Annotated in this window: 7 protein-coding genes; 3 read left to right on the top strand and 4 right to left on the bottom strand. The window is 66.7% G+C overall.

Going from position 1 to position 14137, the window contains the following annotated elements; genetic code table 11:
- Positions 1–115: 115 nt before the first annotated feature.
- The 3 genes from ACFX4F_RS20295 to ACFX4F_RS20285 are packed head-to-tail and all read right to left on the bottom strand — an operon-like array spanning position 116 to position 5531.
- Positions 116–1855: an alpha-amylase family glycosyl hydrolase gene (locus ACFX4F_RS20295; RefSeq protein WP_380658137.1), complete on the bottom strand. Its 1740-nt coding sequence runs from the start codon at positions 1853–1855 to the stop codon at positions 116–118.
- Positions 1855–3342, bottom strand: coding sequence for an MFS transporter (locus tag ACFX4F_RS20290; RefSeq protein ID WP_380658135.1), 1488 nt, complete (start codon positions 3340–3342; stop codon positions 1855–1857). The genes ACFX4F_RS20295 and ACFX4F_RS20290 overlap by 1 nt, the downstream gene beginning before the upstream one ends.
- On the bottom strand, positions 3339–5531 hold the full coding sequence (locus ACFX4F_RS20285) for a Six-hairpin glycosidase-like protein (RefSeq protein WP_380658133.1): 2193 nt from the start codon (positions 5529–5531) through the stop codon (positions 3339–3341). The genes ACFX4F_RS20290 and ACFX4F_RS20285 overlap by 4 nt, the downstream gene beginning before the upstream one ends.
- A gap of 236 nt (positions 5532–5767) precedes the next feature.
- Here ACFX4F_RS20285 and ACFX4F_RS20280 point away from each other — a divergent pair, with 236 nt between their 5' ends.
- Both ACFX4F_RS20280 and ACFX4F_RS20275 read left to right on the top strand, forming a co-directional pair.
- Positions 5768–7825 carry a glycoside hydrolase family 97 protein gene (locus ACFX4F_RS20280; RefSeq protein ID WP_380658131.1) on the top strand — a complete coding sequence of 686 codons (2058 nt, stop codon included), beginning with the start codon at positions 5768–5770 and terminating at the stop codon, positions 7823–7825.
- 277 nt (positions 7826–8102) lie between these two features.
- On the top strand, positions 8103–10862 hold the full coding sequence (locus tag ACFX4F_RS20275; RefSeq protein WP_380658129.1) for a TonB-dependent receptor: 2760 nt from the start codon (positions 8103–8105) through the stop codon (positions 10860–10862).
- Between the two features lie 351 nt (positions 10863–11213).
- Here ACFX4F_RS20275 and ACFX4F_RS20270 read toward each other — a convergent pair whose 3' ends face one another.
- A complete protein-coding gene (locus ACFX4F_RS20270) occupies positions 11214–12827 on the bottom strand; it encodes an alpha-glucosidase family protein (RefSeq protein ID WP_380658127.1) in 1614 nt (537 codons plus the stop codon).
- Between the two features lie 215 nt (positions 12828–13042).
- Between ACFX4F_RS20270 and ACFX4F_RS20265 the strand changes: the two genes are divergently transcribed.
- Entirely contained in the window at positions 13043–14041 is a 999-nt protein-coding gene (locus ACFX4F_RS20265) for a polyprenyl synthetase family protein (RefSeq protein WP_380658126.1), read from the top strand.
- Positions 14042–14137 lie beyond the last annotated feature (96 nt).

Here is a 14137-nt window from a genome sequence, read left to right as displayed (position 1 = left end):
AGGTCGGTCATGGCGGTGCGGTGAGGCAATCCGGGGTGCCCATTGTAGAGCCGAGCCCACGCTCGGCTGCCACCATCTGCAGTCCGGGGAAGCGCAGCCGAGCGCAGGCTCGGCTCTACAGCCGCCCGGCCCGGGTCTCCCAGCGCCCCAGACGCTGGTCGCGAGACTGCTGGTCTGCCATGGCCTTGTCCAGTTCGGCCTGCAGGGCCGGCTGCTGCACCGGTGCATCCAGCACGTACACCTTCACCCCGTGCGCCGGCACCTCCACCTTCAGCGCGCGCTTCACCTTCATCTCGCCGCCGTCCAGCGCATCACGCCAGGTACCCGCCTGCAGGTACCGGTCCACTTCGATGCTGCGCACAGCATCGCCCTTGTTCAACAGCACCAGCGCAGTCTGCGCCACGTCGGCGTGCTGCAGCACGCGGAAGAACACCGCTTCATCGCCCTGCAGACGTTCGTTCACCTGCAGGCCGCGCTGCAGCGCCGGCGTTGCCTCACGCAGTTTGGCGATGCGTTGCAGCGGCGCGAAGATCGGGCTCTGCGGGGCAGCATCCACCCGCGGCTGGCCGAAGTAGGCGCGGTTGCCGGCGTGTTCCGCACGGCCGCGCATGAAGCCGGTTTCCGAACCGTAATAGACCACCGGAATGCCACGTGCGGTGAACAGCCAGTTGTGCGCGTCGATGAAGCCGTTGTCGCTGGCCTGCAGGCGCGGCATGTCGTGGTTGTCGTAGAAGCTCATCAGCTCGTACGGGTTGGCGTACGGACCACCGGTCAGGTGCAGCGGCTCGGACAGGGTCTCAAACCCCTTGCCGGCGGTGCCGAAGGTCTGCTCCAGCGCGCCGCGCAGCGGGAAGTCGAGCACGCTGACATTGGCGTTGGCCGGCCAGGTGTGTTCGGCGATGCTGGCCGCGTTGTAGTCGAACGCTTCGCCGAACATGAACATGCCCGGGTGCTGCGCGCGGATGCGGTTGACGAACGCGTGCCACCACGGATGCGGCAGCCAGCCGATGGTGTCGATGCGCAGCGCATCCACGCCCTGCGCGGTCCACTGCAGATAGGCCCCCACCAGGTAGTCCATCACTGCCGGGTTGTCCTGATTGAAGTCGCTCAGCTCTGCCAGGTTGCCGTCGAAGATCGATCCGTCCTTGCTGTCGACCGGGCCGATGGCGTTGTAGAACGCGTGCAGCGGGTTGTGCTCCGGGTCCAGCTTCTGCGGCGGCAGGTTCTGGTGGTCGGCGATCAGCGTGCCGTTTTTGTCGAAGATCTGGCCGAACTGCGGCTGCCGCTTCGGCATGGTCCAGGCCGGCGACCCGTGGTTGCCGACGATGTCCAGCACCACCTTCAGGCCTGCGCCGTGCAGGCCCTTGGTCAACCCGGCAAAGTCCAGGTCCTTGCTCGGCAGGTGTTCATCGAGTTTGTAGAAGTTGATGCCCCAGTAACCGTGGTAGCCGGTCTTGCCACGGTCGGTCAGCGTGCTCGTGCAGCTGATCGGCTTGCTGCCGGTGAAGGCCTCGTCCGGGTTGTCGACGATCGGGGTGATCCACACCGCGCCGAAACCGAGGTTGCGGATGTAATCGGCGTTGTCGAGCACCCCGCGGAAATCACCACCGAGGTAGCCGATGTTGCCGTCCACCTTGTCCGGGCATGGCACCGGGATATCGAAGGTACGGTGCTTGCCGCCCTGGTCGCGATGGTCGTTGGACGGATCACCGTTGACGAAGCGGTCGGTGACCACGAAGTACACCGCGTCGCTGGCGAACGGCTCGGTGGTGCCGACATAGGCCGGGCGTGGCGCGGCCGCAGCATGGCCAGCGAACAACACAAGGGATACAGCAACAGACAGAGCACCACGCATCACACCACCTCCGGACGGGACGGAACCCGCAACACGCACAGACCCGCAATCAACAGACTGCAGCCACCCAGCACCAGTACATGCATCGGCTGGCCCCCCAGCCATGCGCGCAGGGCGAAACCGAGTGCGCTGGCCGCGACCAGCTGCGGGATCACGATGAAGAAATTGAAGATGCCCATGTACACGCCCATCTTCGCCGCCGGCACGCTGTCCGACAGCAGCGCATAGGGCAACGACAGGATCGAGGCCCAGGCAAAGCCCACGCCGACCATCGACAGCAGCAGCCACTGCGGATCGTCGATGAACATCATCGAGATCAGCCCTGCCCCACCCAACCACAGGTTGACCAGGTGGCTCCAGCGCAGGCCGATCGCCCGCACCATCGGCGGGATCAGCAGCGCGGCCAGTGCGGCGAAGCCGTTGTAGGCACCAAACAGCACGCCCACCCAGTTGGCGCCTTCGTTGTAGGCCGCTGATTCGACGTCGGTGGAACCGAAGTGCATGCCGGCCACCGCGCGCGTGGTGAAGATCCACATCGCGAACAGGGCAAACCACGAGAAGAACTGCACCCAGGCCAGACGGCGCATGGTGATCGGCATCGCGCGCAGGTCACCGACGATGGCGGCCAGCATGTGCGTGCCCGGCAGTACCCGCGCCGCCGCCAGCAGTGCGCCATAGCCCGCGCACAGACCGGCCAGCACGTAAAGCATCTTGTCGCCCTGGCGCCACGCGATCAGTGCCGCCAGCAGCACGCCGAGCCCCAACCACAGCGCAACCTGCGCCCATGGCGCAGGGCCGCTGACCGCAGTGCCGGCGTGGTGCGCCGGCGGTTCGGCGTCATCGAAGCTGGCCAGCTCGTCGGGTGAATATTCACGTGTGCTGACCACCGTCCAGGTGATCGCTGCCAGCAGCACCACCGCGCCGAAGTAGAACGCATAGCGCACGGTATCGGGCACTTCGCCCGCCGCTGCCGTGTTGGCAACGCCGAAGTGGGCCAGGATGAAGGGCAGGAAGCTGGCAACGATCGCGCCGACGCCGATGAAGAAACTCTGCATCGCATAGCCGGCCGGGCGCTGCCGCGGTGCCAGCTGGTCGCCGACGAAGGCGCGGAACGGCTCCATCGATACGTTGATCGAGGCGTCCAGCACCCACAGCGTGCCGGCCGCGATCCACAGCGTTGGCGAGTTCGGCATCACCAGCAGGGCCAGCGTGGTCAGCACCGCGCCGATCATGAAGAACGGCCGGCGCCGTCCCCAGCGCGTCCAGGTGCGGTCGGACAGGTAGCCGATCACCGGCTGCACCAGCAGGCCGGTCAGCGGCGCGGCGATCCACAGTCCCGGCACCGCCTCCATGTCCGCACCCAGCGTTTCGAAGATGCGGCTGGCGTTGGCATTCTGCAGGGCGAAACCAAACTGGATGCCAAGGAAGCCGAAACACATGTTCCAGATCTGCCAGAACGACAACTGCGGCTTTGCAGGACGACTCATCGTGCGTCCTCTGCTGCAGTCACCGGCGCGACCTTCAGTGCGTGCACCTGGGCCTGGTTGAGCACGCCATCGCGCCCGCCCTTGCCGCCGGTGTAGTGCGCGAAGTGCTGCAGCGCGCTCATGTTGAAGCCCTCTTCAAGGGTCACCGTGCAGCGGCCCTTGGGCACCGCGAAGGTTACAGCGGTCGAGTCCTGCGCCGCGACGCTGTGCGGCAGAGCCACCGTGTGCCGCTGCGGCGGCTGGCCCTTGCACTGCACGGCCAGCTGTTTCACCGCCGCGGTCACACCGGTGTTGATGGGACCGTTCGGGTTGCTGTACTGCAGACGCAGGCGCACGTGGCCCGCCCTGGCGGCGTTGAACTGCCACTGCCGGCTGCCACGCAGCACCTGCTGCGGGCCGACGCAGACCATCGGACTGTGCAGTGATTCCAGCGAACCTTCACGACGGGTCAGGCTCAGGCAGTGCTGCAGGCCATCATCGCCGATACGCACCACGCCCTTTGCGGCAGTGGCCGCGACACCGTCCTGCCACAGCACCTGGCCGGCGGCGACCGCGACGGCCCAGCCCTTGCCGCTGCGCTTTGCCTGCGGCGCCAGCGGCGTGGCCGGCGCACGTGCATTGGCATCGGCGCGCAGTACGTCACGGCTCGCCGCTGCCGGCGCGGCGACCAGCTGCACGGTCGTCGTGGCGCCGCGCGTGCGCGTCTTTCCTGCGACCAGCAAGCCAGCGCCCACCTGCTTCGGGCGCTCCAGCACATAGCGCTTGCCGCCCGACTCCAGACTGATCCGCTTCTGCTTCCCGAACAGCTCCGGAACCAGTTCGGCCGGCAGCTTGGGCTGCACGCGACCGTCGTCCTGCACGCCGAACACACCCTCGGTCACCATCGACAGATAGCCGGCCACCGACCACAACTGGCGCTCGGAATTGACCACCGGGCCGCTCAAGGCACCTTCGTCCACGTGCACGGCCTGGCTGACCAGCTCGTAGTTCTCCATGTTGGAGCCGGCCAACGCCGCCCCCTGCATCAGCGAGCGGATCTCGGCGGCGATGCGCGGTGCATCGTCCACCCTGCGCGCCGCGCGCAGCGAATAGGCGCTGACGAACGGCCAGATCGCGCGGTTGTGGTAGATCGGCTGCTGCGCTTCCTGCGGCCACACCACCGGGCTGCCGGCAGCACCCATCGGATAGCCCGCCAGCGCCCGGCGCGCGCGCTCGGCAGGCAGCACGTCGGCAAGGATGCCCAGCGACAGGCCAAGCAGATCGATCTTGGCGTACGGCACCGGGTGCGCCGCTTCGCCGATGTAGCTCATGTACTGGCCCATGTCTTCGCGCCAGAAACGCGCGTCGATCTGTACCGCCAGTGCGTCGGCCCAGGCCTTGTACTGCTCGCTGCGTTCGTCGCCCAGCTGCGCGGCCATCTGCTGCGCCAGGCGCAGCGCCTGGTAGTGCAGCACGTTGGTGGACAGCGCATAGGAATCGCCGATGAAGCGCACGTCCTCGCGCGTCCAGTCCGGATAGGTCTGCTCGCGCCAGTCGAGGAACGAGGTCTCGCCGCGATACAGGCCCATCTGCGCGTCGAACACCATCGCCCGGTCCTGCGCCAGCGTGCCCTGCAGGGCCTGCCAGACCTGATCGGCAAACGCAGGATCATCCAGCAGGTGGCGTGCGGCGAGGAACCACACCACGCGGTCGCTGCTGATCGGCCAGCTACCACCGGAGCCGGTGTCCTGGGCCACGAACAGGCCGGGCGTATGCCCGTCGCGCGCCGCCGACAACTTGAACTGCAGCGACTGCCGGGTGCGCTTCGGGTCCAGCTTGGCCAGCGCCAGGTCGGCAGCAAAGCTGACGTCGCGCGTCCACACGTACGGCCAGCGCGCGCCGGTCTGGAAGCACTCGCACGGTACCGGGCGGCCTTCATCGAAGGCCGGATCGCGGATCGCGTCCACCCTGTCCTGGTCCATTTCCTGCTGGGCCAATGCGAACAGCGCGTCGAACATCACGCTGCCGGTCTGGCTGCGCATGGGCGCGGCGGCGATGCGCACCTCGCCCGTGGGGGCATGCAGGATGAAGCTGCCCTTGGCAGCGGCTTCGGCGCGCGCCTGGCGGCCGTCGAATGTCAGGTCGGCCGCGTGCGCGGTCGTCCCCAGCGCTGCCCCCAGGGCAGCGGTCAGGCAAATGATCTTCAGCATCGAAGCGGCAGACCGGCTTGCGCCCGTCGACCTCCCTCCCTCTCTGCACCGTTGTGGGTCCGCACTGCCGTTGCCGGCGTGCGGGCGCGGCACCTCCCTCAAGGTGCCCTGGCCCCATGGTAGACGCGGGGCTGTGGGCTGCGTCCAGCTGCATACGTATTCATGGCGCGCAGTACCGGCACACCTGCCGCGCTGGCTTATGGTCCGGGTCTGTCAACGGCGCCTTGGGAGGGGAAATGCCGACGTCACCCACAACGGTACGCGCAGTGTTCGCGCACGCCTTCGGCCTGGCCCTGCTGGGATTGGCCACGCTGGCACAGGCGGCGGCACCGCAGATCGCCAGCGTCGAATCACCGGACAAGGTATTGAAGGTCAGCCTGGTGCTGGACGGCGGTACCGCACGCTACCGCGTCGAGCGCCTTGGCCAGACCGTGGTGGCCGATTCGAAGCTGGGTTTTGAACTGCGGGATGGTCGCCTCGACCGCGACTTCAGCCTGCTGGCGCAGGAACGCCGCAGTGTCGACGACCGCTGGGAACAGCCGTGGGGCGAGCGCCGCCTCACCCGCAACCGCTTCAACGAACTGACCGTGCACCTGGCCGAAACCACCGGCAGCAAGCGCCGGCTGGACGTGGTGTTCCGCGTCTACGACGACGGCCTGGGTTTCCGCTACGTGTTCCCCGAGCAACCGAACCTGCGCGAAGCGATCATCGATGACGAACTGACCGAGTTCGCCATCGCACCGGAGTCCACCGCCTGGTGGATACCCGCAGGCGAACCGATCCACTACGAATACCTGTACCAGCGCACGCCGCTGCGCGAAGTGCCACTGGTGCACACGCCGATGACCCTGCGCAGCCACGACGGCCTGCACGTGGCCATCCATGAAGCGGCCCTGGTCGACTATGCAGGCATGTGGCTGCGCCGCACCGATGGTCAGCGCCTGCGCGCGCAGCTTTCGCCTTCGGCCGAGGGCTGGAAGGTACGCCGCGCCCTGCCCTTCGCCACGCCATGGCGCACCCTGCAGATTGCCGACCGCGCCGGCGGGCTGGTCGAGTCCGATCTGATCCTCAACCTCAACGAGCCCAATGCGCTGGGCGACGTGAGCTGGGTGAAGCCGGCCAAGTACCTGGGGGTGTGGTGGTCGATGCACCTGGATGAAGAAAGCTGGGCGACCGGACCGAAGCATGCGGCCACCACCGCCAAGACGAAGAAGGTGATCGACTTCGCCGCCGCGCACGGCTTCCGTGGCGTGCTGGTGGAAGGCTGGAATCCGGGCTGGGACGGCAACTGGGTCGGCAACGGTTACGACTTCGACTTCACCCGCGCCACGCCGGATTTCGACATCGAAGCACTGTCGGCGTACGGGTTGAAGAAGGGCGTGCACCTGATCGGCCACCATGAAACCGGCTGCGCGATCGAGCACTACGAAGAGCAACTGGATGCTGCGCTGGACCTGTATGCGCGGCTGGGCGTGGATCAGTTCAAGACCGGCTACGTCTGCGACGACGGCCAGGTCGATCGCCGCAACCCGGCCGGCGGCCCGCTGTGGCGCGAGTGGCACGACGGGCAGTTCATGGCCCGTCATCACCTGAAGGTCGTGCAGGAGGCCGCGCGCCGGCACCTGTCGGTGAATCCGCACGAGCCGATCAAGGACACCGGCCTGCGTCGCACCTACCCGAACTGGATCTCGCGCGAAGGCGCGCGCGGCATGGAATACAACGCCTGGGGACAGCCACCGAACCCGCCCGAGCATGAGGTCAACCTGGTGTTCACCCGCATGCTGGCCGGGCCAATGGACTACACCCCCGGCATCCTCAGCCTGAAGGGCCGCCACGGCCAGGCCATCCCCAGCACGCTGGCCCGCCAGCTGGCCCTTTACGTGGTGCTGTACAGCCCGATCCAGATGGCCGCGGATCTGCCCGAGCACTACCTGCAGCACCGCGACGCGTTCCGCTTTATCGAGGACGTGGCGGTGGACTGGGAGCAGAGCCGCGTGCTCGATGGCGAGGTCGGCGACTACGTGACGATCGTGCGCCGCGACCGCAACAGCCGCGACTGGTTCCTCGGCAGCATCACCGATGAGAACGGCCGCGTGCTGCCGGTGTCGCTGGGCTTCCTGGAGCCGGGCGTGCGATACCGCGCCGAGATCTACCGCGATGGCGACGGCGCGGATTTCCGCAGCAATCCCTTCGCCTTCAAGCGCGAGACCCGCGAGGTCAGCAGCACCGATTCACTCACCCTGGTGCTGGCGCCGGGCGGCGGGCAGGCCATCCGCTTCACGCCGGTCCACTGAACGCTTGCCGGCCTGCGCGCCCCTGTAGCGCCCGAGCCCATGCTCGGGCGGCGGTGCGCAGCACCGGAACGCAGCGGAGCGTGGGCTCGGCTCTACGGAACGATGCACCTGAAAGCGATTACAACCCTGCAAACGCCATTGAATACGTATGCAGGGTGATTCCCACGAAGAACGCGCTGCCTACCATAGCGGCGACGACAGCGGCCACCGCGTCGCACGTCCTCGACAGCATCGGGACGACCACGAATCGCACTACAACATTGCCTGGGAGGGGAAAATGTTGAACCACAAGCGCAGTGCGCTGAGCATCGCGTTGGCCGTCGTACTGACGCCGTCGCTGGTAGCAGCACAGTCCACGCAGACCACCACCACCCCGCCGACCGGCACCGCCGCCACCAACCTGGATACCGTGCAGGTCACCGGCATCCGACGCGGCATCGAAAGCGCCATCGCGACCAAGCAGGACGCCACCTCGGTGGTCGAAGCGATTTCCGCCGAGGACATCGGCAAGCTTCCCGACGTCAGCATCGCCGAATCGATCTCGCGCCTGCCCGGCCTTGCCGCGCAGCGTGTGGCCGGCCGTGCGCAGGTGATCAGCGTGCGCGGCCTGTCGCCGGATTTCGCCACCACCCTGCTCAACGGCCGTGAAGTGGTCAGCACCGGCGACAACCGTGGCGTCGAGTTCGACCAGTACCCGTCCGAGCTGGTCAACGGCGTGACCGTGTACAAGACCCCGGATGCGGCGCTGGTCGGCCAGGGCCTGTCGGGCACCATCGACATGCAGACCGCACGTCCGCTCAGCTTCCCCGACCGTGTCATCGCGATCAGCGGCCGCTACCAGAAGAGTTCGTTGGGCCGCGCCGCCGACACCGATCCGTACGGCAACCGCTTCAGCGCCAGCTACATCGATCAGTTCCTGGACAAGACGCTCGGCATCGCCATCGGCTACGCGCACAGCGACATGCCGATCCAGGAAAACCAGGTGGGCCTGTACGAGCCGTGGACCACCGAGCACACCACCAACGGCAACCGCCCCGGGGTTGCCGCTGGCACCTACTTCACCGACGGCATCAAGGCGTTGCGCCGCACCGGCAACAACAAGCGCGACGGTGTGATGGCCACGATCCAGTTCCGGCCGAACAACAGCTGGACCAGCACCTTCGACGCGTTCCATACCGAGGCGGAGCAGATCGACACCGCCAACCAGTTCGAGCTCAACCTCAGCAACTACAACGGCAACTACACGCCGGGCCTGCTGGTCAGCAATCCGCAGGTCAATGCCAATGGCACCTTCACTGGTGGCACCGCCAGTGGCGTGTATCCGCTGGTGCGCGGCATGTACAACAAGCGCAAGGACAAGATCGATGCATTCGGCTGGAACAACGAGTTCACCTTCGGCAGCGTCAAGCTGGTCGCCGACCTGAACTATTCCAAAGCCACCCGTGACGAGCTGAACCTGGAAAACAACCTGCAGCTGACCCCGATGCCGCAGCTGGATACGGTCGGTGTGCAGTTCCGCCAGGACGGCTTCTCGCAGATCAGCCCGGGCCTGAACTACTCCAACCCGGACGCGCTGTTCCTGACCAACACCATCTACGGTTCTGGTTACGGCAAGGTGCCGAAGGTGGAAGACCGCCTGAAGGGCGGCAAGCTGGCCGCGACCATCGCCCTGCCCGAAGCAATGGCGTCGTGGGCACCGGACTTGGATATCGGCGTGAACTATGCCGACCGCCGCAAGGTGAAGACGCAGTCTGAGGGCAACATCCTGCTGGGCGCACAGGGCGATGCCAACATCGCATCGGACCTGCAGTACCGCCCGGTCAACCTGGGCTTCGCCGGTCTGGGCACCATCCCGGCCTGGAACGTGCCGGGCGCGGTCGGTCGCTACATGACCTTCAATCCGGTCGACAACCTCGACTACCTGATTCCCAAGTCGTGGACGGTGCAGGAAAAGATCACCACCGCTTGGGCGCGCCTGAACATCAACACCGACATCGGCGTGGTCGGCGTGCGCGGCAACATCGGCGTGCAGATGCAGCACACCGACCAGAGCTCGGACTCACGCTACTGGGACAGCTCGCAGGCGGCCGGCAACAACATCCAGCCGTACTCCGATGGCCGCAAGTACAACGACTGGCTGCCGAGCTTGAACCTGGCCTTCATGTTCCCGCACGAACAGACCCTGCGCTTTGCTGCAGCCAAGCAGGTCGCCCGCCCGCGCGTGGACCAGATGCGGGCCGGCCTGGAGTTCGGCGTGGATACCGGTACCGGCCGCCCCGGCGGCAGTGGTGGCAATCCGCTGCTGGATCCGTGGCGCGCCACCGCGCTCGACCTGTCCTACGAGAAGTACTTCGGCGAAAAGGCCTACGTGGCCGCCGCGATCTTCTACAAGGACCTGAAGAGCTACGTCTACACCCAGTCGGTGGACAACTACGACTTCACCGGGTTGCTGGGCAACTATGTGCCGCCGCCGGGCATGGTGGTGCCGGTGCTGCCGACCGGCACGTTCTCGACCCCGGTAAACGGCAAGGGCGGTACGCTGAAGGGCCTGGAGCTGACCGCGTCGTTCCCGCTGGACATGCTGACCGACAGCCTGCGTGGCTTCGGCGTGCAGGCCAGCGCGACCTTCAACAAGAGCGACATCCAGATCCTGGATCCGGAAAGCGCCTCCAGCGTCGGCACCGACCCGATCAGCCTGCCCGGCCTGTCCAAGCGCGTGTACAACTTCACTGCCTACTATGAGCGCAGTGGCTTTGAAGCACGTGTCAGCCAGCGTCGTCGTTCGGACTTCATCGGCGAGATCGGCAACTTCAACGGCAACCGCACCCTGCGTTACGTGGTGGGCGAGAACGTGACCGATGCGCAGATCAGCTACACCTTCAGCGACAGCAGCAGCCTGCGCGGGCTGACCCTGCTGCTGCAGGGAAGCAACCTGACCAACGAGCCGTACCGCACCTACGCCGGCACCAAGGATCGCCCGCTGGAGTACATCGAGTGGGGCCGCACCTACATGCTGGGCGTGAACTACAAGTTCTAGGATCATGATCAGTAGTGCCAGGCCGTGCCTGGCAACGACATCAATCGGCAGAACCGGAAACCCGCTGCGCAGGCAGCGGGTTTTCTTTTGCGCGCGTGCCGACAGATGATCGGCAAGGCCCATCCACGCATGGCGTGGATCTACCCGATTGGCATCGCATCCATGCATGACCGGGATCCATTCGGCACACCCCAGGTAGATCCACGCCATGCGTGGATGCCGATCGCCGGAACATCGCCTCTCCGGTAGATCCACGCCATGCGTGGATGCTCTACACCGCAACCGCGCCCACAAAAAAGGGACGGGGCGCTTCGGCCCCGTCCCCGCAAGTACCGCCACCGGAGAAATCGGTCAGCTGCGTCGTGCGCAATACACCGCGCGCGCCGGCAGCTGCAGTTCATTGCCGTGCACCGTCCCCGCATCCGGGCCCGGTACGGTCACCTGCTGCCAGGTGCCCGCCGGCAGCGGATGGGTCACCGCCTCGGCCGACAGGTTGAAGGCCAGCAGGAGAGTTTCATCTGCAAGCATACGCTCGAACAGCAGCACTGGCTCGGCACTGTCCAGGAACCGGATGTCACCGTGCAGCAGGGCCGGCTGGGTGCGGCGCCAGGCCAGGAAACCGCGGAAGGCCGACAGCACCGACTGCGGATCCTGCGCCTGCACCGCCACGGCCGCCGCCTGGTGCTCGGCCGGGATCGGCAGCCACGGCTTGCCGGTGGTGAAGCCGGCCAGCGGCGCATCGATCCACGGCAGCGGCGTGCGGCAGCCGTCGCGCCCCTTGAAGTTCGGCCAGAAGGTGATGCCGTACGGGTCCTGCAGCGCCTCGAACGGCACCTCGGCCTCGGCCAGGCCCAGTTCCTCGCCCTGGTACAGGCAGACCGAGCCGCGCAGTGAGCACAGCAGCGCCACCAGCATCCGCGCCAGGCGCGGGTCGGCCGGATGCCCACCCCAGCGGCTGACCGCCCGCTCCACATCGTGGTTGGACACCGCCCAGCACGGCCAGCCCTGGGTCATCGCCGCTTCCAGCCGCGACACCGTGTCGCGGATGTAGGCCGCGCTGTAGTCGTTGACCAGCAGCTCGAAGCTGTAGCCCATGTGCAGGCGGCCATCCTGGGTGTATTCGGCGGTGGTCGCCAGCGAGTCCTCCGACGAGATCTCGCCCAGGCTCACCGCCCCCGGGTACTCGTCCAGCAGGGCACGCAGCTGCTCCAGGAACGGCAGGTTCTCCGGCTGGGTGTTGTTGTAATAGTGGTACTGGTAGGCGTACGGGTTGTCCGCGCTGAAGCCGCGGCCGACGCGCTTGTCGGCCGGCTTGGGCGGGTTGTCGCGCAGCTGCGCATCATGGAAGCAGAAGTTGATCGCATCCAGGCGGAAGCCATCCACGCCCCGGTCCAGCCAGAAGCGCACGTTGTCCAGGGTCGCCTGCTGCACCTCGGGGTGGTGGAAATTCAGGTCCGGCTGGTCCACCAGGAAGTTGTGCAGGTAGTACTGCTCGCGGCGCGGCTCCCACTGCCAGGCGCCACCGCCGAACAGGGACAGCCAGTTGTTGGGGGGGGTCCCGTCCTCGCGCGGATCCACCCACACATACCAGTCCGCCTTCGGATTGCTGCGGTCCTGCCGGCTCTCGCGGAACCAGGCATGCTCGATCGAGGTATGGCTGAGCACCTGGTCGATCATCACCTTCAGGCCAAGACCATGCGCCTTGGCCAGCAGCCGGTCGAAGTCGTCCAGGCTGCCGAACAGCGGATCGACATCGCGGTAGTCGGCGATGTCATAGCCGAAGTCGGCCATCGGCGATCGGAAGAACGGCGAGATCCAGATCGCATCCACGCCCAGCGCGGCGATATGGTCGAGGCGCTGGATGATGCCCGGCAGGTCGCCTACCCCGTCGCCGTTGGCGTCGAGGAAACTGCGCGGGTAGATCTGGTAGATGACGGCTCCGCGCCACCATGGATAGTGCGACATCGACAGCCCCCCTCCGGGCATGCGGGACCCGCTGCAAGCGGGCCGAAAACCAACTCCCGCAAGCTTAGCGGCGGCCCACGACGATGGCGCTGCCTGCATACGTATTCACGCCAGACGCGGTGGTCGGCGGTCCGCAGCGGCGGCTTGGGAACCGGTTTCCTCCCGAATTCACAGGCAACGCCTATAATCAGGGATGAGCCTGAAAGCCTGATCGCATGACCATCACTGAAGACACCCGTCCCGCCCTGGGCCTGTCCCAGATCCAGTCGCTTGCCGCAGCCGACATGGCTGCCGTCGATGCCCTGATCCGCCGCCGGCTGTCCTCGGATGTGGTGCTGATCAACCAGATCGCCGACCACATCATTTCCGCGGGCGGCAAACGCCTGCGGCCGATGCTGGTGATGCTGGCCGGCCATGCGGTCGGCGGCGCCGGCCCCGAGCACCACCAGCTGGCCGCGATCATCGAGTTCATCCACACCTCCACCCTGCTGCACGACGACGTGGTGGACGAATCCAGCCTGCGTCGCGGCCGCAGCACCGCCAATGCGCTGTGGGGCAACGCGCCGAGCGTGCTGGTGGGCGACTTCCTGTACTCGCGCAGCTTCCAGCTGATGGTCGAGCTGGACCGGATGTCGGTGATGCAGATCCTGGCCGACACCACCAACCGCATCGCCGAAGGCGAAGTGCTGCAGCTGCTGCACGTGCACAACCCGGACACCGACGAAGCGGCCTACCTGCGTGTGATCGAGCGCAAGACCGCGGTGCTGTTCGCCGCCGGCACCCGTCTGGGTGCGCTGGCCAGTGGCGTCGATGAAGCCACCCAGCAGGCCCTGTACGACTATGGCATGCACCTGGGCTACGCGTTCCAGATCGCCGATGACGTGCTGGATTACTCGGCCAACGCCGACGAGCTGGGCAAGAACCTCGGCGACGACCTGGCCGAGGGCAAGGCCACGCTGCCGTTGATCCACGCCATGGCCCATTCGGATGAAGCCACCCGCCAGCGCCTGCGCGAGATCGTGCAGAACGGCGACGCCTCTGCGATGCCGGACGTGCTGGCCGCGATCCACGCCACCGGTGGCCTGGACTACAGCCGCCGTCGCGCCGAGGAGTATGCCGAAGCCGCCGAACGCGCGCTCGACGGCCTGGCCGACAACGATGCCGTCGCCGCCCTGCGCGGCCTGGCCCGCTACGCGGTACAGCGTTCGCATTGATGAAGGAGTGCCGACCCACGGTCGGCACCTACCAGGGCAGGTGGGTGCCGACCGTTGGTCGGCACGGAAACATCGGTGGGTGCCGACCGTGGGTCG

It is taken from the genome of Stenotrophomonas sp. YIM B13575, from assembly GCF_042787595.1.
Taxonomy (GTDB): Bacteria; Pseudomonadota; Gammaproteobacteria; order Xanthomonadales; family Xanthomonadaceae; genus Stenotrophomonas; species Stenotrophomonas lactitubi_B.
Note: the sequence above shows the minus strand (reverse complement) of the source record. Positions and strands in the feature narration are given on the sequence as shown.

Excerpts from the sequence above, each read along its gene's own strand:
- ACFX4F_RS20295 (WP_380658137.1), bottom strand. The coding sequence starts at position 1,855 with ATGCGTGGTGCTCTGTCTGTTGCTGTATCCCTTGTGTTGTTCGCTGGC.
- ACFX4F_RS20290 (WP_380658135.1), bottom strand. The coding sequence starts at position 3,342 with ATGAGTCGTCCTGCAAAGCCGCAGTTGTCGTTCTGGCAGATCTGGAAC.
- ACFX4F_RS20285 (WP_380658133.1), bottom strand. The coding sequence starts at position 5,531 with ATGCTGAAGATCATTTGCCTGACCGCTGCCCTGGGGGCAGCGCTGGGG.
- ACFX4F_RS20280 (WP_380658131.1), top strand. The coding sequence starts at position 5,768 with ATGCCGACGTCACCCACAACGGTACGCGCAGTGTTCGCGCACGCCTTC.
- ACFX4F_RS20275 (WP_380658129.1), top strand. The coding sequence starts at position 8,103 with ATGTTGAACCACAAGCGCAGTGCGCTGAGCATCGCGTTGGCCGTCGTA.
- ACFX4F_RS20270 (WP_380658127.1), bottom strand. The coding sequence starts at position 12,827 with ATGTCGCACTATCCATGGTGGCGCGGAGCCGTCATCTACCAGATCTAC.
- ACFX4F_RS20265 (WP_380658126.1), top strand. The coding sequence starts at position 13,043 with ATGACCATCACTGAAGACACCCGTCCCGCCCTGGGCCTGTCCCAGATC.